This window comes from Serratia sp. CY76391 (assembly GCF_052166695.1).
GTDB lineage: Bacteria > Pseudomonadota > Gammaproteobacteria > Enterobacterales > Enterobacteriaceae > Serratia > Serratia nematodiphila.
On sequence record NZ_JBJNOJ010000001.1, the window covers coordinates 281,671 to 300,814 of the forward strand.

General features: G+C 58.0%; 15 protein-coding genes. 6 read left to right on the forward strand and 9 right to left on the reverse strand.

Annotation, left to right across the window (positions count from 1 at the left end):
* Positions 1-261 precede the first annotated feature (261 nt).
* The 5 genes from ACJ8PN_RS01560 to nagB form a co-directional block, all read right to left on the reverse strand.
* Positions 262-1,704, reverse strand: coding sequence for a carbohydrate-binding protein (locus tag ACJ8PN_RS01560; RefSeq protein WP_033633926.1), 1,443 nt, complete (start codon positions 1,702-1,704; stop codon positions 262-264).
* A gap of 190 nt (positions 1,705-1,894) precedes the next feature.
* Complete coding sequence (locus ACJ8PN_RS01565; protein ID WP_004939957.1) at positions 1,895-2,647, reverse strand: HAD-IIA family hydrolase; 753 nt, start codon at positions 2,645-2,647, stop codon at positions 1,895-1,897.
* A 67-nt stretch (positions 2,648-2,714) separates the two neighbouring features.
* Complete coding sequence (gene nagC, locus ACJ8PN_RS01570) at positions 2,715-3,935, reverse strand: DNA-binding transcriptional regulator NagC (protein WP_004939956.1); 1,221 nt, start codon at positions 3,933-3,935, stop codon at positions 2,715-2,717.
* Between the two features lie 27 nt (positions 3,936-3,962).
* On the reverse strand, positions 3,963-5,102 hold the full coding sequence (gene nagA, locus ACJ8PN_RS01575; protein WP_004939953.1) for an N-acetylglucosamine-6-phosphate deacetylase: 1,140 nt from the start codon (positions 5,100-5,102) through the stop codon (positions 3,963-3,965).
* A gap of 18 nt (positions 5,103-5,120) precedes the next feature.
* Entirely contained in the window at positions 5,121-5,921 is an 801-nt protein-coding gene (nagB, locus tag ACJ8PN_RS01580; protein ID WP_004939952.1) for a glucosamine-6-phosphate deaminase, read from the reverse strand.
* 334 nt (positions 5,922-6,255) lie between these two features.
* On the opposite strand from nagB, the gene nagE reads away from it, so the two are divergent.
* The 5 genes from nagE (at position 6,256) to ACJ8PN_RS01605 (ending at position 15,223) form a co-directional block, all read left to right on the forward strand.
* The gene (gene nagE / locus ACJ8PN_RS01585) at positions 6,256-8,292 is read left to right on the forward strand and encodes an N-acetylglucosamine-specific PTS transporter subunit IIBC (protein ID WP_031299992.1); all 2,037 of its coding nucleotides are present in this window, start codon (positions 6,256-6,258) and stop codon (positions 8,290-8,292) included.
* Positions 8,293-8,532: 240 nt separating this feature from the next.
* Positions 8,533-10,197 carry a glutamine--tRNA ligase gene (gene glnS / locus ACJ8PN_RS01590; protein ID WP_171453476.1) on the forward strand — a complete coding sequence of 555 codons (1,665 nt, stop codon included), beginning with the start codon at positions 8,533-8,535 and terminating at the stop codon, positions 10,195-10,197.
* Between the two features lie 578 nt (positions 10,198-10,775).
* Entirely contained in the window at positions 10,776-12,179 is a 1,404-nt protein-coding gene (gene chiP, locus ACJ8PN_RS01595) for a chitoporin ChiP (protein WP_004939945.1), read from the forward strand.
* Between the two features lie 46 nt (positions 12,180-12,225).
* Positions 12,226-12,552, forward strand: a complete 327-nt coding sequence (chiQ, locus tag ACJ8PN_RS01600) for a ChiQ/YbfN family lipoprotein (protein WP_004939944.1) — start codon at positions 12,226-12,228, stop codon at positions 12,550-12,552.
* Positions 12,553-12,565: 13 nt separating this feature from the next.
* A complete protein-coding gene (locus ACJ8PN_RS01605) occupies positions 12,566-15,223 on the forward strand; it encodes a beta-N-acetylhexosaminidase (RefSeq protein WP_442534552.1) in 2,658 nt (885 codons plus the stop codon).
* Between the two features lie 248 nt (positions 15,224-15,471).
* Here ACJ8PN_RS01605 and fur read toward each other — a convergent pair whose 3' ends face one another.
* From fur to ybfF, 4 genes are all read right to left on the reverse strand, one after another.
* Positions 15,472-15,918, reverse strand: a complete 447-nt coding sequence (fur, locus tag ACJ8PN_RS01610) for a ferric iron uptake transcriptional regulator (protein WP_004939939.1) — start codon at positions 15,916-15,918, stop codon at positions 15,472-15,474.
* A 329-nt stretch (positions 15,919-16,247) separates the two neighbouring features.
* A complete protein-coding gene (gene fldA / locus ACJ8PN_RS01615; RefSeq protein ID WP_004939938.1) occupies positions 16,248-16,787 on the reverse strand; it encodes a flavodoxin FldA in 540 nt (179 codons plus the stop codon).
* 255 nt (positions 16,788-17,042) lie between these two features.
* Positions 17,043-17,330 carry a LexA regulated protein gene (gene ybfE, locus ACJ8PN_RS01620; protein ID WP_004939936.1) on the reverse strand — a complete coding sequence of 96 codons (288 nt, stop codon included), beginning with the start codon at positions 17,328-17,330 and terminating at the stop codon, positions 17,043-17,045.
* A 256-nt stretch (positions 17,331-17,586) separates the two neighbouring features.
* Entirely contained in the window at positions 17,587-18,360 is a 774-nt protein-coding gene (ybfF, locus tag ACJ8PN_RS01625; protein ID WP_442534553.1) for an esterase, read from the reverse strand.
* A gap of 224 nt (positions 18,361-18,584) precedes the next feature.
* On the opposite strand from ybfF, the gene seqA reads away from it, so the two are divergent.
* Positions 18,585-19,127: a replication initiation negative regulator SeqA gene (seqA, locus tag ACJ8PN_RS01630; protein WP_131164582.1), complete on the forward strand. Its 543-nt coding sequence runs from the start codon at positions 18,585-18,587 to the stop codon at positions 19,125-19,127.
* Positions 19,128-19,144 lie beyond the last annotated feature (17 nt).

Below are 19,144 nucleotides of genomic sequence, written 5' to 3' on the forward strand. Positions count from 1 at the left end.
TGACTGTGATGTTGTTTTTTACTGTTATGGGCAGCATTGCCGATTTATCAGCGATAACCCGGTTTTGCTGCGCTGTGGTTATGAAAATGCGCCAAAAGCTGCGAGAGATGCAAGCGTTTTAGCCATGCGTTGAGAAATAGTTGTTTGCTTAGGTGTGGTTTTTAACGGATGTTCAGTTATCGACGCGAAAAATTATCGATTATGCAATTTTTAGCGTGATGGCGGGATTGCCGGCCAGTTTGACCGGCAATCGATTAGCGATTAGGCGATGAGCTGCCACAGGGTGAAGGCGGCGTCCGGCGTCCAGCCGGCGTTGGAGGTGTGCGCCTGGATACAGGTATATTTCTTGCCTTTATAGCTCACCACGTCGCCGGCTTTGTAGCTGTGGTTGTTCTGCCACTCGGGCGCCCCCGGATCGGGCGGCGTGCCGTCGTTGGCGGTTTTGACCGCCAGCGCGCTGCTCGGCAGCGAGGTATTGCCCTGGCTGTCGGTCGCGGTAACGAAGTAGCTGTACTGGGTCGCCGGCGTCAGACCGCCGTCGGCCAGCGACAGACCGGCGGTTTGGCCGATCGGGTTGCCGTTGCGGTAGACGGTGTAACTGGCGATCGGTGAGGCGCCGGTGGCGGCGGCCCAGCTCAGTTTCAGCGAGGTGGCGCCCAGCTCGGCGACCGTCAGCGCCGTCGGCGCATTAGGCTTTCCCGGCGGTGGGGTGACGCCGCCCTGAATCAGCGGCGCATAGCGGGTTTTGAACTCCCAATTGTAGGCGACGCCGGCTTTGCTCTTGCCGTTGTCCCAGTTGATTGACCAGGTCATCAGGCCCTTGATCGACAGGTTTTTGGCGTCGAGACGCGAGAACGCGTTATACACCGCCTGTTTGTCGATCACGTAGCCAGTGGCGGCGGCATCGTTGTTGCTTGGCAGGCCGATGACGAATTTCGCCGCCGGGATCTTCGCATAGCCGCGGGTCCCGGTGACCAGGCTTTCCGTCAGATAGTAGAGGAAGTCCTCTTTCATGGCGTCGTTATTCTGCGTGATCCAGGCGTTGAGTTCATCCACCCAAATACCGTCGCCGCCCTGATTGTAATATTGCGGCGCGATAAAGTCGTAATAGCCTTCGAGGGCATTGATATAATCCAGATAGGTGCCATTGGTGCGCAAATACGGGAATTCCGGCGCCATGCTGATAATAAAGTTTTTCCCCTGCGCGGCGTAATGGTCTTTTACTTTTTTCAATGCCGCAGGCAAGACGGTTTTATTATTGGCGGCGCCGATCGCCGCCTGTTCCAGATCGATATCCAGGCCGTCGAAGCCATAGACTTCCACCAGGCGAATAATCTCGTCTTTCAGCTTGTCTTCATCGCCGGTCTTTAGCTCGATATGCGCGTCTGCGCCGCCGAGGGAGATCAGCACCGCGCGGCCCTGGCTGTTCAGCACGCCCACCTGGCGGCGGAACTCGGCGTCGGACAGGTTGTAAGGCTTGAAGGTCGGGATGCCCTGGCCTTTCATAAAGGCGACGGCCACCACGTTGTATTCGGCGGGAATGTCGGTCAGGTTCATCGTGGCGAACTGCCCTTGCTGGTAGCCGTCACTGGCGCCGGCGGCCCAGTTGTGCCAGAAACCCATCAGGATCTTTTTATTGGCGATAGACGGCATAATGGCCGCATCATCGGCGGCGACGGCATTAATAATGTTATTGGTGCTCATGGTAGCCTCATTAATTAGGGGTAAGAGTTTTCCGCTCGCCGGCAATATCAGCTATTGGCGGGGCGTAAACTTATAATGAGGATTTTTAGCGCAGGCAGGCTGAAACCTTTTGCGGCCATGAACGAATTAAATTCAAACTGACGCTGAGGGAGAAGGAAATAACGGCGGCCGGGCGGCCGCCATCGATGGATCAGAAGATAGTGATATCGGCGACGGAAGGATAGACGTAGCTCGGGCGGAACGGCATGGTTTCGATGTCGCTCAGCGTGGAGACGCCGGACAGCACCAGCACGGTTTCCAGGCCAGCCTGGAAGCCCGCCAGAATGTCGGTGCGCAGGTTGTCGCCGACGATCACCGTCTCTTCCGAGTGCGCCTGCATTTTGTTCAGTGCGGCGCGGATGATCCACGGGCTGGGTTTGCCGACATAAAACGGCTTGCGGCCGGTGATCTTCTCGATGGGCGCACACAGGGCACCGCAGGCCGGCGAGAAGCCGTGGCCGTGGCTATCCGGATTAGTCGCGATAAAGCGCGCGCCGTTACTGACGAAGTAGGCGGCTTTGTGCATCATGTCCCAGTTGTAAGAGCGGGTTTCACCGACGATCACAAAATCCGGGTTGATGTCGGTGATGGTGAAACCGGCTTTGTACAGCTCATGGATCAGCGCGCCTTCGCCGACCACATAGGCTTTTTTGCCTTCCTGACGGCGCAGGAAGTCGGCGGTGGCCATCGCCGAGGTATAGAACGCGCTCTCCGGCACTTCCAGCCCGGCGGCGGCGAAGCGGTTCGCCAAATCCTGTGCGGTCTGTGACGGGTAGTTGGTCAGCACCACCAGCGGCATGCCTTGTTCCTGGATGCGCGCCAGGAACAGATCGGCGCCGGGCACCGGCGTATTGTCATGCAGCAGCACGCCGTCGATATCGCATATAACGTTTTTGATTTTCATTTGTCGCTGTTTCTCATGATTACGGCAGGCAAGGGGTGACGATAACACACCTGCCAGAAGCGGCGGATCAGCTTTCCAGCAATCGCTGCAAGAGCACGCCGTTGAGCATCGCGCGTTTGGCCAGGGCGAAAGCGCCGATCGCCGAGCGATGATTGAGTTCGGAGGTCACCACCGGCAAGTTTTTGCGGAAGTCCTTCAGCACCTGGGTATTGATGCAGCTCTGGATGGCCGGCAGCAGCACCTTGTCCGCTTCGGTGATCTCACCGGCGATCACCACCTTCTGCGGATTGAACAGGTTGATGGCGATGGCCACCGCCTTGCCCAGATAGCGGCCGACGTGTTCGATCACTTCGCTGGCCAGCAGATCGCCGCGGTTGGCGGCCTTGCAGATGGCGTTGATACCGCAGTCTTCCAGCGTCAGTTTGCTCGGGTAGCCCTGGCTCAGCAGCTGGCGCACGCGCTGTTCGATCGCCGCGTTGGCGGCCACCGTCTCCAGGCAGCCGAAGTTGCCGCAGTGGCAGCGTTCGCCGAGCGGATCGATCTGGATATGGCCGATCTCACCGACGTTGCCGTTGTTGCCGAGAAAAATCTGCCCGTTGACGATGATGCCGGCGCCGGTACCACGGTGCAGGCGCACCAGAATCGAGTCTTCACAGTCGCGGGTGGCGCCGAAGTAGTGCTCCGCCAGCGCCAGGCTGCGGATGTCATGGCCGACGAAGCTGGTGACGTTAAAGCGCTGCTGCAGGTTGTCTACCAGCGCCCAGTTGCTGACGCTGATGTGCGGCATATAGCGCACCACGCCCAGCGCCGGATCCACCAGGCCAGGCAGGATCACCGCGATGGCGATCAGTTCGCGCAGGCGGCGCTGGTTCGCTTCGATGAATTGGGCGATGGCGGCAAACAGCGCATTCTCCAGCGTTTCCTGGGTACGTTCCGGCAGCGGATAGTGTTCTTCACTGAGCGATTTACCGCTCATGTCATACAGCGTGATGGTGGCGTCGTGGCGGCCGAGGCGCACCGCGACGGTATGGAAATGACGGGTTTCCGACACGATGGAGATCGCGCGGCGGCCGCCGGTGGAGGCTTGCTGATCGACTTCTTTGATCAGCCCGCGCTCCAGCAGCTGGCGAGTAATCTTAGTGACGCTGGCGGGGGCGAGCTGGCTGAGTTCGGCGATTTGAATGCGCGAGATCGGGCCCTGTTGGTCGATCAGGCGATAAACTGCCGCGCCGTTAAGTTGTTTGACTAAGTCAACGTTCCCTATTTGTGCTTGTCCGCCAGTGCTCATCAATAATGTTACTCGCTGTTCATTGAATTAAACCTCGTTACCGTTAACGAGCGTTTTGGTGATCTTGAAATCACGGGTGAAGGCGGTCAGGTTAGCCACCTTGCCGGCTTCGATGGTGCCCAGACGGTGATCGGCGCCGATCGCGCGCGCCGGGTACAGCGTCGCCATGCGCAGCGCTTCGTCCAGCGCGATGCCGATATGCTCGACGCTGTTTTGCACCGCTTCGATCATGGTCAGCGCGGAACCGCTAAGTGTGCCGTTCTCATCCACGCACAGCCCATCCCGATAGTATATTGTTTTACCGGCGAAAATAAATTGGTCAATATCTGCACCCGCCGGTGCGGTCGCGTCGGTGACCAAGACCAATTTATCACCTTTCAGGCGTTTGGCGTTACGGATACTCGCCCAGGCCACGTGATGGCCGTCGGCGATGATGCCGGTATAGACCTCCGGCGTATCGAAGATAGCCCCCATCAGCCCCGGTTCGCGGCCGGTGATATACGGCATGGCGTTGTACAGGTGGGTGGCGAAGCTGATGCCGGCGGCGAAGCCGGTGCGCGCCTGATCGTAGGTGGCGTTCGAGTGGCCGGCGGAGACCACGATGCCGGCCTCGGTCAGCTGCTTGATAAAGTGCGGCTCAACCATTTCCGGCGCCAGCGTCACTTTGGTGATCACGTCGGCGTTGGCGCACAGGTAATCGATCATGTCCTGGGTCGGCTTGCGAATGAACGCCGGGTTGTGGGTGCCTTTTTTCACCGGGCTGAGGTACGGCCCTTCCAGGTGCAGGCCCAACGCCTGGTTTTGGTGCTTTTTGAGATAAGCGCGCATCACGTCGACGCTGTGCTTCATGAATTCGTCGCTGCTGGTGATCAGCGTCGGCAGATAGCTGGTGCAGCCGGATTTCTCGTTGGCGCGCTGCATGATCTCCAGAGTTTCTTCCGAGATCGCTTCCAGCGAATCGTTGAACTGGACGCCGCCGCAGCCGTTCAGCTGCACGTCGATAAGCCCGGGGGCCAGGATGGCGCCACCCAGGTCGCGCGTTTCGATGCCGGCGGGCAATTCAGCCACCGGGCAGACTTTCTCGATCAGCCCATCAGCGATAATGACTGCATGGTCATCAAGTACGTCGTGGCCGGTATAGATTCGGCCGTGGGTTAAAGCGAACATCGTAGCCCCCTGCAAAGATTAAAGACTTTTCACGCTTTCCGCTTCTAACTCGCGGAAGTATTTGACGGTTTTGACTTTCAGTTCCATGGTGGCCGGTTCGTCGCACACCACCACCGCTTTGGCGTGCAGCTGCAGGCAGCTGATGGTCCACATGTGGTTGATGTTGCCTTCCACCGCGGCTTCCAGCGCCTGCGCCTTGGCGTGGCCGGTGACCAGGATCATCACTTCTTCCGCGTCCAGCAGCGTGCCCACGCCGACGGTCAGCGCATATTTCGGCACCAGGCTGACGTCGCCGCCGAAGAAGCGCGAGTTGGCGATGCGGGTGTCTTCGGTCAGCGTTTTGATGCGGGTGCGCGAAGCCAGGGACGAAGCCGGCTCGTTGAACGCGATATGGCCGTCGATGCCCACGCCGCCCATGAACAGGTTAATTTTGCCGTAAGACTTGATCTTCTCTTCGTACTGGCGGCACTCGGCGTCGACATCCGCAGCGTTGCCGTTCAGCAGGTTGATGTTTTCACGAGGAATATCAACGTGATCAAAGAAGTTGCGGTACATGAAGGTGTGGTAGCTTTCCGGATGTTCCTGCGGCAGGCCAACGTACTCGTCCATGTTGAAAGTCACAACATGCTTAAAGCTTACTTCACCTGCTTTGTGCATCGCAATCAGATGTTTGTAGGCTTCCAGCGGCGTGCCGCCGGTAGGCAGGCCGAGTACAAACGGGCGCTCTGCGGTTGGCTTGAATGCGTTGATGCGTTGAACGATATGACGCGCGGCCCATTTGCCGACTTGTGCGGTATCTTTCAGTGGGATAAGTCTCATCTAACACCTCTTGGGATAAGTAAACTAAAGCTATACTGTACGGGCCTGCGGGAGTCCTAAGCGTAACCCAGCTTTATGATTCTCGCGTGAATCGTCCGTCCGGTTGATTTTTTGAATGATAAAATAAGTTTTGTGTGATGGCCAGCAATCTGGGAGGTAAAGACTACTTTTTGGTGATATTTATCACAAAAAGGGAGGTTTTAATTTGCGATACAAAATAAATTTTTTACACTCGGCATGAGTGATACGTGCCATGCGTTTTTTCTAAAAAGGTAGTGAGAGCTCCAAATAAACTACTAATAGGGTCCGTCCGCGGACAACATAGGGGGAAAAGGTGAACATTCTTAGTTATTTGCAAAAGGTGGGACGGGCGCTGATGGTGCCGGTCGCCACGCTGCCCGCCGCCGCCATCTTGATGGGCGTCGGGTACTGGATTGACCCTGTTGGTTGGGGCGGCGACAACGCGCTCGCCGCTTTCTTCATTAAATCCGGCTCCGCTATCATCGACAACATGTCGGTGCTGTTCGCTATCGGCGTGGCCTACGGTATGTCCAAAGACAAGGACGGCGCCGCCGCGTTGACCGGCTTCGTTGGTTTCCTGGTGCTGACCACCCTCTGTTCGCCGGCCGCCGTGTCGATGATTCAGAAGATCCCGCTGGATCAGGTGCCTGCCGCGTTCGGCAAGATCCAGAACCAGTTCGTCGGTATTCTGGTGGGCATCATTTCCGCCGAAGTGTACAACCGCTTCAGCGGCGTCGAGCTGCCTAAGGCGCTGTCGTTCTTCAGCGGCCGCCGCCTGGTGCCGATCCTCATCTCCTTCCTGATGATCCTGGTGGCTTTCATTCTGATGTACATCTGGCCGGTGATCTTCAACGGTCTGGTGAACTTCGGTGAACACATCCAGAAAATGGGCTCGGTCGGCGCGGGCATCTATGCCTTCTTCAACCGCCTGCTGATTCCGGTTGGCCTGCACCACGCGCTGAACTCGGTGTTCTGGTTCGACGTGGCCGGCATCAACGATATTCCTAACTTCCTCGGTGGCCAGCAGTCGATCGAAGCCGGTAAAGCGGTTGTCGGCATCACCGGCCGTTATCAGGCGGGCTTCTTCCCGATTATGATGTTCGGTCTGCCGGGTGCGGCGCTGGCCATTTATCACTGCGCGCGTCCTGAGAACAAAGCCAAAGTGGCGGGCATCATGCTGGCGGCCGCTTTCGCCGCCTTCTTTACCGGTATCACCGAACCGCTGGAGTTCTCCTTCATGTTCGTGGCGCCGGTGCTGTACGTGATCCACGCCGTGCTGACCGGTATCTCGGTGTTCATCGCTGCCAGCATGCACTGGATCGCCGGTTTCGGCTTCAGCGCCGGCCTGGTGGATATGGTGCTGTCTTCCCGCAACCCGCTGGCGACTCACTGGTACATGCTGATCCCGCAAGGCTTGGCGTTCTTCGTCATCTACTACGTGGTGTTCCGCTTCACTATCAACAAGTTCAACCTGATGACCCCGGGCCGCGAGCTGGCGGTTGCCGGTGACGAAACCGACGGCTACGACGTCAACGTCGACAGCAACGCGGGTAAAGACGAGAACGAAACCACCACGCTGGCCCGTCGCTACGTCGGCGCGATCGGCGGTTCCGACAACCTGACCGGCATCGATGCCTGCATCACCCGCCTGCGTCTGAATGTGAAAGACTCCGCGCTGGTGAACGACGCGTTGGCGAAACGCCTCGGCGCATCGGGCGTTATTCGCCTGAACAAGCAGAGCGTGCAAGTGATCGTCGGCACCCGTGCTGAACTTATCGCCAGCGCGATGCGCAATGTGATCGCGGCCGGCCCGGTAGCGGCTGCGGCGGCTCCGGCGGCGGCCCCTGCTGCAGAAGCCAAACCGCAGGCGGTGCCGAACGCACCGAAAGCCGCGTTTGAAACGCTGGTGGCGCCGGTAACCGGTGAAGTGGTGGCGCTCGATCAGGTGCCGGACGAAGCCTTCGCCAGCAAGGCGGTAGGCGACGGCCTGGCGATTCGCCCGACCGACAACATCGTAGTGTCGCCGGCTGACGGCACCGTGGTGAAAATCTTCAATACCAACCACGCCTTCTGCCTGGAAACCGACAAGGGCGCTGAGATCGTGGTGCACATGGGGATCGACACCGTCGCGCTGGAAGGCCAGGGCTTCAAACGCCTGGTGGAAGAGGGCGCGGAAGTGAAAGCCGGTCAACCGATTCTGGAACTGGATCTGGATTACCTGAACGCCAATGCGCGTTCGATGATAAGCCCGGTGGTAGTCAGCAATTCTGACGACTATGCCGGCCTGGCGGCGCTGGCCAGCGGCTCTGTGGTCGCCGGTCAGACCAAGCTGTACGAGATCCAGAAATAAGGCTGTTTTTACCTGAGTAGTACCCGGGGCCGGTCACGCATCATGGCGGAGTTTGCCCCGACTTGGCGGGAAGAGAGCGATCTCTTCCCGCTTTTTTTATCCCGTTTCGCTCCACGGCGGTGCGCTGCGCAACGATGGTGCAATCTGCCGCATTTTTCGTGAAACAAACGGTTGTTTCCAGACGTGGCTTGTTGGATCATAGGCGGTTATGTGTAGCGCTTTGCATTGAGGAACAGTGAAATGAGTGAGGCTGAAGCCCGCCCAACCAATTTTATCCGTCAGATCGTCGATGAAGATCTGGCGTCGGGGAAACACACGTCGGTACATACCCGTTTCCCGCCGGAGCCTAACGGCTATCTGCATATCGGCCACGCCAAGTCCATCTGCCTGAACTTTGGCATCGCCAAGGACTATCAGGGCCAGTGCAACCTGCGTTTCGATGACACCAACCCGGTGAAAGAAGACATCGAGTTCGTGGAGTCAATCAAGCACGACGTGGAGTGGCTGGGCTTTGAGTGGAGCGGCAACGTTCATTACTCCTCAGACTATTTCGATCAGCTGCACCAGTATGCGGTTGAGCTGATCACCAAGGGGCTGGCCTACGTCGATGAGCTGTCGCCGGAGCAGATCCGTGAATATCGCGGCACCCTGACCTCGCCGGGCAAAGACAGCCCGTACCGCGACCGCAGCGTGGAAGAGAACCTGGCGCTGTTCGAGAAGATGCGCAATGGCGAGTTCGCCGAAGGCGCCGCCTGCCTGCGCGCCAAGATCGATATGGCTTCGCCGTTTATCGTGATGCGCGATCCGGTGCTGTACCGCATCAAGTTTGCCGAACACCACCAGACCGGCAACAAATGGTGCATCTACCCGATGTACGATTTCACCCACTGCATTTCCGATGCGCTGGAAGGGATCACCCATTCGCTGTGCACCCTGGAGTTCCAGGATAACCGCCGTCTGTATGACTGGGTGCTGGATAACATCACCATTCCTTGCCACCCGCGGCAGTACGAGTTTTCGCGTCTGAACCTCGAATACGCCATCATGTCGAAGCGCAAGCTGCACCAACTGGTGGCCGAGAAGATCGTCGAAGGTTGGGATGACCCGCGCATGCCGACCGTCTCCGGTCTGCGCCGCCGCGGTTATACCGCCGCCTCGATTCGCGAGTTCTGCCTGCGTATCGGCGTGACCAAGCAAGACAACAACGTCGAGATGGTGGCGCTGGAATCCTGCATTCGCGACGATCTGAACGAGAACGCCCCGCGCGCCATGGCGGTGCTGGATCCGGTGAAAATCGTCATCGAGAACATGAGCGATGCGGTGGAAATGGTCACCATGCCTAACCACCCGAACAAGCCGGAAATGGGCAGCCGCGATGTGCCGTTCAGCCGCGAGATCTATATCGATCGCGCCGACTTCCGCGAAGAAGCCAACAAGCAGTACAAGCGTCTGGTGCTGGGTAAGGAAGTGCGTCTGCGCAATGCGTACGTGATCAAGGCCGAGCGCGTCGAGAAGGACGAAGCGGGCGAGATCACCACCATCTTCTGCAGCTACGATGCGGAAACGCTGAGCAAAGATCCTGCCGACGGCCGCAAGGTGAAGGGCGTGATCCACTGGGTGTCCGCGGCGCACGCGCTGCCGGCGGAAATTCGCCTGTACGATCGCCTGTTCAGCGTGCCTAACCCGGGCGCGGCGGAGGATTTCCTCTCCACCATCAACCCGGAATCGCTGGTCATCAAGCACGGTTTCGTCGAGCCGAGTCTGGCGGCCGCCCAGCCGGAGAAGGCCTACCAGTTCGAGCGTGAAGGCTACTTCTGTGCTGACAACCGTTACTCGTCGGCCGAGCATCTGGTGTTTAACCGCACCGTTGGCCTGCGTGATACCTGGGCGAAAATCGAAGGCTAATCTTATTCGCCTTGGAAATTAATGAATCAGCGCGGCTTAGGCCGCGCTTTTTTTATGTCTGCCATCGAGCAAATCATCTATTCCAGCAGCGTTATTCCGGGCTGTGCTTAATTAATCGTGGTGCGTTAATCAATAAGTTTTCTGATATTGGGCTTAATAGTCTTAATTTTTACTTATATATTCGTGATGCGAATTAATTTCATTTGGAGAGCGCTCTCAATTTTTATTGTCTGAATGACGAATTTGGTCAGGCTGAAACCATTAATCGTCTCTGGTTGACCTTGTATCTCAATTTATTCTGATTTAATTGAATTTTTTATTCGACACCTTCCATGAACACCGGCGTAACAAAATCTCACTGATATGTGCTCCTTGTCATATTTTGACAAATCTCCCGCATTTTTCATTTGATAATTCGCGTCGCGAAAAATAGTCTGTCTGTAGCAATTAGTGCTGTGGGAATAACATCTCGTCGGCAATTTTTTTTACCCGTTCGGGTTTTTTATTGGCAGTCGTGCAGGGCAGTGGTGAACATAGGCGGCTGCAACTTTTAAGTTAAGTCAAAGAGGAATTTCAATATGGGTACGCACGGTGCTCAGCGTAAAACGCTGGCGCTCGCAGTCGCGGGCGCGCTGTTGGGAACAGGGTTTGCCATGGCGCCTGAGGCGAAAGCCGCAGGGTTTATCGATGACTCCACGCTGACCGGCGGCATCTATTACTGGCAACGTGAGCGCGACCGTAAAGATCTCAATCCGGACAGCAAGGATTACAACCAATACACCACCAACCTGTCGCACTCTACCGCCAACCTGAGCCTGGATTTCGCGTCGGGTTATGCCTGGGACATGTTCGGTCTGGACGTCGGTGCCTTTACCGCCATCGAGCTGGCGGAATCCAGCGCCAGCGGCCACCCGAACGAGATCGCGTTCTCCTCAAAAAACCGTACCTATGACGAAGACTATTCCGGTGACAAAGGCGGCGTCAGCCTGTACAAAGCCGCCGCCAAGTTCAAATACGGCCCGGTCTGGGCACGCGCCGGCTATATTCAGCCGAGCGGCCAAACCCTGCTGGCGCCGCACTGGAGCTTTATGCCGGGCACCTATCAGGGCGCCGAGGCCGGCGCCAAGTTCGACTACGGCGATGCCGGCGCGTTGAGCTTCTCCTACATGTGGGCCGACAAATACAAGGCGCCGTGGCATATCGAGGTGGACGACTTCCGCCAGAACGATAAGAAAACCCGCGTCTCCTACCTGCACTCGCTGGGCGCCAAGTACGATTTCAAAAACGATCTGGTGCTGGAAGCCGCCTTCGGCCAGGCCCAGGGTTACGTGAATCAGTACTTCACCAAGGCGTCTTACAAATTCGATGTGCTGGGCAACCCGCTGACCACCAGTTACCAGTTCTACGGTGCGGAAGATCGCATCAGCGACAAGAACGATCCGAACAGCATCTACGACGGGCTGGCCTGGCTGCAGGCGCTGACCTTCGGTTACACCACCGGCCAGTTCAACTGGCGTCTGGAAGGCACCATGGTCAAGGCGGAAGGCAATCAGGGCTTCTTCCTGCAGCGCATGACCCCGACCTACGCCTCGTCTAACGGTCGTCTGGACGTGTGGTGGGATAACCGTTCCGACTTTAACGCCAACGGCGAGAAAGCGGTGTACGCCGGCGTGATGTATGACCTCAGCAACTGGAACCTGCCGGGCATGGCGGTCGGCGGCTCTTATGTCTACGCTTGGGACGCCAAGCCGAGCACCAACCCGATCTACGATCAGAGCCAGCGCCTGAAAGAGAGCGCCTGGAGCCTGGACGCGATGTACACCATCCAGGAAGGGCGCGCCAAGGGCACCCTGATCAAGCTGCACTACACCCAGTATGACAACCACACCAACATCCCGAGCTGGGGCGGCGGTTACGGCAACATCTTCCAGGACGAGAAAGACGTCAAGTTCATGGTCATCGCGCCATTCACCATCTTCTGATGCGTTCCCCGGCCTCGTCGCCGGGGGCAGTTAAGGGAATTCAACGATGAAAAAAATCATGCTGATGTTGGCGGCCGCCGCGGCCTTGAGCGCCTGCGCGCAACCCGCCGCGCCGCCGGAAGACGCCAAATTGAAGCAGGCTTACAGCGCCTGCATCAACACCGCCGAAGGTTCGCCGGAGCGTCTGCAGCCCTGCAAGGCGGTGTTGAACGTGCTGAAACAAGAGAAACAGCACCAGCAGTTCGCTGCGCAGGAAACGGTGCGGGTGATGGATTATCAGAACTGCATTATGGCGGTGCACAGCGGTAACGGTCAGGCTTACGACGCCAAGTGCGGCAAGCTGTGGCAAGAAATTCGCGATAACAATAATTAAGAAGGACGAGAAGATGAACGCATTCAAACTGAGCGCACTGGCCGCTTTGACGGCAACGATGGGATTCTTGGGCGGCATGGGTAATGCCATGGCCGATCAACAGCTGGTGGATCAGCTGAGCCAGCTGAAGCTGAACGTGAAAATGCTGGATAACCGCGCCGGCGAAAACGGCGTGGATTGTGCGGCGCTGGGCGCCGACTGGGCCTCATGCAACCGGGTGTTGTTCACCCTCAGCAACGACGGGCAGGCGATCGACGGCAAGGACTGGGTCATCTATTTCCACAGCCCGCGCCAGACCCTGCGGGTGGATAACGATCAGTTCAAGATCGCGCATCTGACCGGCGATCTGTACAAGCTGGAGCCGACCGCCAAATTCAGCGGTTTCCCTGCCGGCAAGGCGGTGGAAATCCCGGTGGTCGCTGAATATTGGCAGCTGTTCAGAAACGACTTCCTGCCCCGCTGGTATGCCACTTCCGGCGACGCCAAGCCGAAAATGCTGGCGAATACCGACACCGAAAATCTGGATCAGTTTGTGGCGCCGTTCACCGGCGATCAGTGGAAGCGCACCAAGGACGACAAAAACATTCTGATGACGCCGGCTTCGCGCTTTGTCAGCAATGCCGATCTGCAGACGCTGCCCGCCGGCGCGCTGCGCGGCCAGATCGTGCCGACACCGATGCAGGTGAAGATCCACGCACAGGACGCCGACCTGCGCAAAGGGGTATCGCCGGATCTGAGCACGCTGGTCAAGCCGGCGGCGGACGTCGTCAACCAGCGTTTCGCGCTGCTGGGCGTGCCGGTTCAGGCCAACGGTTACCCGATCAAGACCGACATCCAGCCGGGCAAGTTTAAAGGCGCGATGGCGGTGCCGGGCGCTTATGAGCTGAAAATCGGTAAGAAAGAGGCGCGGGTGATCGGCTTCGATCAGGCCGGGGTGTTCTACGGGTTGCAGTCGATCCTGTCGTTAGTGCCGAGCGACGGCAGCGGCAAGATCGCCACGCTGGACGCCAGCGATGCGCCGCGCTTCCAGTATCGCGGCATTTTCCTCGACGTGGCGCGCAACTTCCATAAGAAGGACGCGGTGCTGCGCCTGCTGGATCAGATGGCGGCTTACAAACTCAATAAATTCCACTTCCACCTGAGCGATGACGAAGGCTGGCGCATCGAGATCCCCGGTTTGCCGGAGCTGACGGAAGTCGGCGGCCAGCGCTGCCACGATCTGAGCGAAACCACCTGCCTGCTGCCGCAGTACGGCCAGGGGCCGGCCGTCTACGGCGGCTTCTTCAGCCGTCAGGACTATATCGACATCATCAAATACGCCCAGGCGCGCCAGATTGAGGTGATCCCGGAGATCGACATGCCGGCGCACGCCCGCGCCGCGGTGGTGTCTATGGAGGCGCGTTATAAAAAGCTGCATGCCGCCGGCAAAGAGCAGGAGGCCAACGAATTCCGCCTGGTGGATCCGACCGATACTTCCAATACCACCTCGGTGCAGTTCTTTAACCGCCAGAGCTACCTGAACCCGTGCCTGGATTCCTCCCAGCGCTTTGTCGACAAGGTGATTGGCGAGATTGCCCAGATGCATAAAGAAGCCGGGCAGCCGATCAAAACCTGGCACTTCGGCGGCGATGAGGCGAAAAACATCCGCCTGGGCGCCGGCTATACCGACAAGGCGAAACCGGAGCCAGGTAAAGGCATCATCGACCAGAGCAACGAAGACAAGCCGTGGGCCAAGTCGCAGGTTTGCCAGACGATGATCAAAGAAGGCAAGGTGGCCGACATGGAGCACCTGCCGAGCTACTTCGGCCAGGAGGTCAGCAAGCTGGTGAAGGCGCACGGCATCGACAGAATGCAGGCCTGGCAAGACGGCTTGAAAGACGCCGAGAACGCAAAGGCGTTCGCCACCTCGCGCGTGGGCGTCAACTTCTGGGATACGTTGTACTGGGGCGGTTTCGATAGCGTCAACGACTGGGCCAACAAAGGATATGAAGTGGTGGTCTCCAACCCGGACTACGTCTACATGGACTTCCCTTACGAGGTGAACCCGGACGAGCGTGGTTACTACTGGGGTACCCGCTTCAGCGACGAGCGCAAGGTGTTCAGCTTCGCGCCGGACAACATGCCGCAGAACGCGGAAACCTCGGTCGACCGCGACGGCAACCACTTTAACGCCAAAAGCGACAAGCCGTGGCCGGGCGCCTACGGTCTGTCCGCTCAGCTGTGGAGCGAAACCCAGCGCACCGATCCGCAGATGGAATACATGATCTTCCCGCGCGCGCTGTCGGTGGCGGAACGCGCCTGGCACCGCGCCGGTTGGGAGCAGGACTATCGCGCCGGCCGTGAATACAAAGGCGGGGAAACCCACTTTGTCGACACCAAGGCGTTGGAGAAAGACTGGCTGCGCTTCGCCAATATCCTGGGCCAACGAGAACTGGCCAAGCTGGACAAAGGCGGCGTCGCCTACCGTCTGCCGGTGCCGGGCGCCCGCGTGGCGGGCGGCAAGCTGGAAGCGAATATCGCGCTGCCGGGATTGGGCATCGAGTACTCCACCGACGGCGGCAAGCAGTGGCAGCGTTATGACGCCAAGGCCAAGCCGGCGGTATCGGGTGAGGTGCAGGTGCGTTCGGTCAGTCCGGACGGTAAACGTTACAGCCGCGCCGAGAAGGTCTAAGCCCGGCACATCGGCCTGTCGTCATGGCGGCGGGCCGCTTAACGAAGGGGGAATGCGTTCGCCCCCGCGCGTGCCGGCGTGGGGCGGATGTTGAAGTGAGAGCAGTACGTGGAGTCGCAGTGCCGCTGCAATTGTAGTATTTCATGACATGATCTTTCCCCGGCTGGTCCGGGGATTTTTTTGCCCGTTGTACGGCGGGCATAAAAAAACCGCCTCAATGTGAGGCGGTTTCTCATAGCCGGTGGGGCTTATTTCTTGTCGTGCAGCGATTCGTCTTCGCGGCAGTCACCGGTTTCACAGTGGCCGTACAGGTACAGACTGTGGTTGGTAAGCTTGATGCCGTGCTGCTTAGCGATATCACGCTGGCGCACTTCGATGGATTCGTCGCTGAATTCGATCACTTTGCCGCAGTCCAGGCAAATCAGGTGATCGTGGTGATGCTGTTGGGTCAGCTCGAACACGGACTTACCGCCTTCGAAATTGTGACGTGTCACAATGCCCGCATCGTCAAACTGGTTCAGTACGCGATAAACCGTTGCCAGGCCGATCTCTTCGCCCATATCAATCAGTTTTTTGTACAAATCTTCCGCACTGACGTGATGGCATTCCGGATTTTGCAGTACTTCCAGGATTTTGAGTCGCGGAAGCGTGACTTTTAAGCCGGCCTTCTTCAATGCGATGTTGTTGTCGGTCATGCGAATTCAGTCCTGTTACTATGCTAATCAAGTTGAGGCGTACTCGCCTGTGGCATCGGTCGGCACAAAGAGTTAATGCGTCTCATTATAGAACCGGTTGTACTAAATGGAAACCGCCGGTTGTTAACAAAGATATAATTGCACTATTGCATGTTTTGCATGCAACGCCTTGATGGATGGGATAAACCGATATCTCAGTCTACCGTGACGGGGTGGGAAGTTACAAATCTGTAGCTTCTATCGCAGCAATCCCTGTTGCCGATGACGGCCCTGTCGGCACACTATGCACTTTACAGGGCCTTTGTTCAACCTTTCGCCAGTCCCGGCGTTTAGCCGACGATATCGGCCAGGCTCAGCTCTTCGACGATCTGTTTGACCCAGGCGTCGACACGCTCGTTGGTCAGCTCCGGCTGACGGTCTTCGTCGATCGCCAGACCGATGAAGTGGTTGTCGTCCGCCAGGCCTTTGGAAGCTTCGAAGTGGTAGCCTTTGGTCGGCCAGTGGCCCACGATGGCCGCGCCGCGCGGTTCGATGATGTCGCGGATGGTGCCCATCGCGTCACAGAAGTATTCCGCGTAGTCTTCCTGGTCGCCGCAGCCGAACAGCGCCACCAGTTTGCCGTTGAAATCGACTTCTTCCAGCGTCGGGAAGAAATCGTCCCAGTCACACTGCGCTTCACCGTAGTACCAGGTCGGGATACCCAGCAGCAGGATATCGAACCCTTCCAGGTCTTCTTTGCTGCTTTTGGCGATGTCGTGCACTTCAGAGACGTCGTCGCCAAACTGTTTCTGGAGAATTTTCTGGATCATTTTGGCAATGTTTTCGGTATTGCCAGTGTCGCTGCCAAAGAAAATGCCTACAGTAGCCATATCGCGTATAACCTTTAAATTCAATTAATTGCATTACTCGGCGCCGGCACTGCCGCCGATTAAAATGATGCCATGGCAAGAGCCTTTCGCCACGGTGGCGGGCGCCGACAGGCGCAGTCTCTTACCGGTAAATGCGTATCATGCCAGAAAGTGGCGCCGGGGTTTTATCGCATTTATGCGATGCCGAAGGATGAAGAAAAGCGTGGTCGATCCGGCGTTGTCCTTAACGCCGCGCCGCGCGTGCGGCCGAAGAGATCAATGTTCCGGCTGTTCTTCCGCCAGTTGCGCCAACAGCATCTGCTCGATGAGTTCGCTGCGGCTGATGTTGCGCTGTTCCGCCAGTTTGTTCAGGGCGTCCACCGCATCCGCGTTGATTTTCAGCTCTACGCGCCGCAATCCGCGCACTTTATCGCGCCGTAACTGATTGCGCTTATTGATTCTAAGCTGTTCATCGCGGGAAAGCGGGTTGGTTTTCGGGCGCCCCGGACGGCGTTCATCTGCGAACAGATCCAGCGTCGTGCGATCCGTTTGTTCTTTTGCCATAGGTAGCGGTACTGCAAGGGAGTTTGCATCAAAAAGCGCTCGCACGCTTCCGGAGGCATCGGTTAACACACTTCGGGCCAATAAACCCTAACCCAAATTTACCCCCGAACCGGCGTTCGCGAACGCGCCGGCGCGGCGGCAAAATTATAGCGCGCCATATTACCCCAGCAGATGGAGCGGCGACAATGCCTAACTGCGGGCTAAACGCGCTAAGCCGTTATCTTTAGCGCGTTTTTTCGCCAGGTGAGCGCGTTTTTCAGGCTTCGCCGAGGAAACGGTGGATGGCGCGCAGCACCGCTTCCGGTTTTTCGGCGTGCACCCAATGGCCGGTGCCGGCGACGACGTGCGCGCGTGCCTGCGGGAATTGGCGGGCGATGTCTGCACGGTAGCTGTCCTGCACGTACGGCGACAGGCCGCCGCGAATGAACAGGGTCGGGTGTGGCCAGGCCGGCACGTCCTGCCAGCCGGTGATGTCTTCGTAGCGTTCGATCAGCACCGGCAGGTTGAAGCGCCATTCACCGTTATGGAAGGACTTCAGCAGGAACTGGATCACGCCTTCTTCCTGCAGGTAGTCGCGCATCAACTGGGCGGCCGCCTGGCGCTGGGTAATGCCGGCGGCGCTGACGGCCTTCAGCGCGGCGAAGATCTCGTCATGGCGTCGGATCTGGTAATCCACCGGCGCGACGTCGATGACGATCAGCTTGGCGATGCGCTCGGGCGCGATGGCGGTCAGCGCCATCGCCGCTTTGCCGCCCATCGAGTGGCCGATGACGATCGCTTTCTCCAGCTGCAGTTCGTCGAGCAGCGCCAGCAGATCCTGCGCCATGGCGGGGTAGTTCATATCGTCGGCGCGCGGGGAGAGGCCGTGGTTGCGCAGATCGACCTTGATCACACTGTGCTGTTTATGCAGATCGCGCGCCAGCACGCCCAGGTTGTCGAGATTGCCGAACAGCCCGTGGATCAGCAGCACCGGCAGCGCGTCTGACTCGGCGGCCAGCAGTTGATAATGTAATTTCATGGCGAAGTTCATACTGAGAGAGATTCAGATTAGGGTATCATGATTGAATCGCACGATGAATCATGCGGAATTTTCGCGGCGCGGGCTTGGCAGTGCCGGCTATAGGTATTAGTCTGCATTTGCCGTCCGGAGGCACATTGTTGTGTTCGCCCCAGCGCTTTTAACCTTATAATCCCATGGCTTGAATGCAGGATCTGGCTTCAGGTTCTAAGTAGAAAAAACAGTATTGGATAAAGATGAAAACTATTGAAGTCGACGAAGAGCTTTACCGTTATATTGCCAGCCACACGCAACACATCGGTGAAAGCGCGTCCGATATTTTACGCCGCATGTTGAAATTCACCGCCGGGCAGCCGGTGCGCGCGTTGCCTGCCGCCAGTGCGTCGCAGTCCGTCGAGCTGGAAAAAGCGGCACCGGTTCAGCGTCCGCGCGATCGCGTGCGCGCCGTGCGTGAACTGCTGCTGTCGGATGAATACGCCGAGCAGAACAAAGCGGTCAACCGTTTCATGCTGGTGCTGTCCACGCTGTACACCCTCGATGCCGCCGGTTTTGCCGCCGCCACCGAGGCGTTGACCGGCCGTACCCGCACCTATTTCGCCGGCGATCAGCAGACCCTGCTGGCCAACGGCACGCATACCAAGCCGAAGCATGTGCCGGGCACCCCTTACTGGGTGATCACCAATACCAATACCGGCCGCAAACGCAGCATGATCGAACACATCATGCAGGCGATGCAGTTCCCGGCGGAACTGATCGAGAAAGTTTGCGGTACCGTCTAATTTAGCGAACAGCCCGT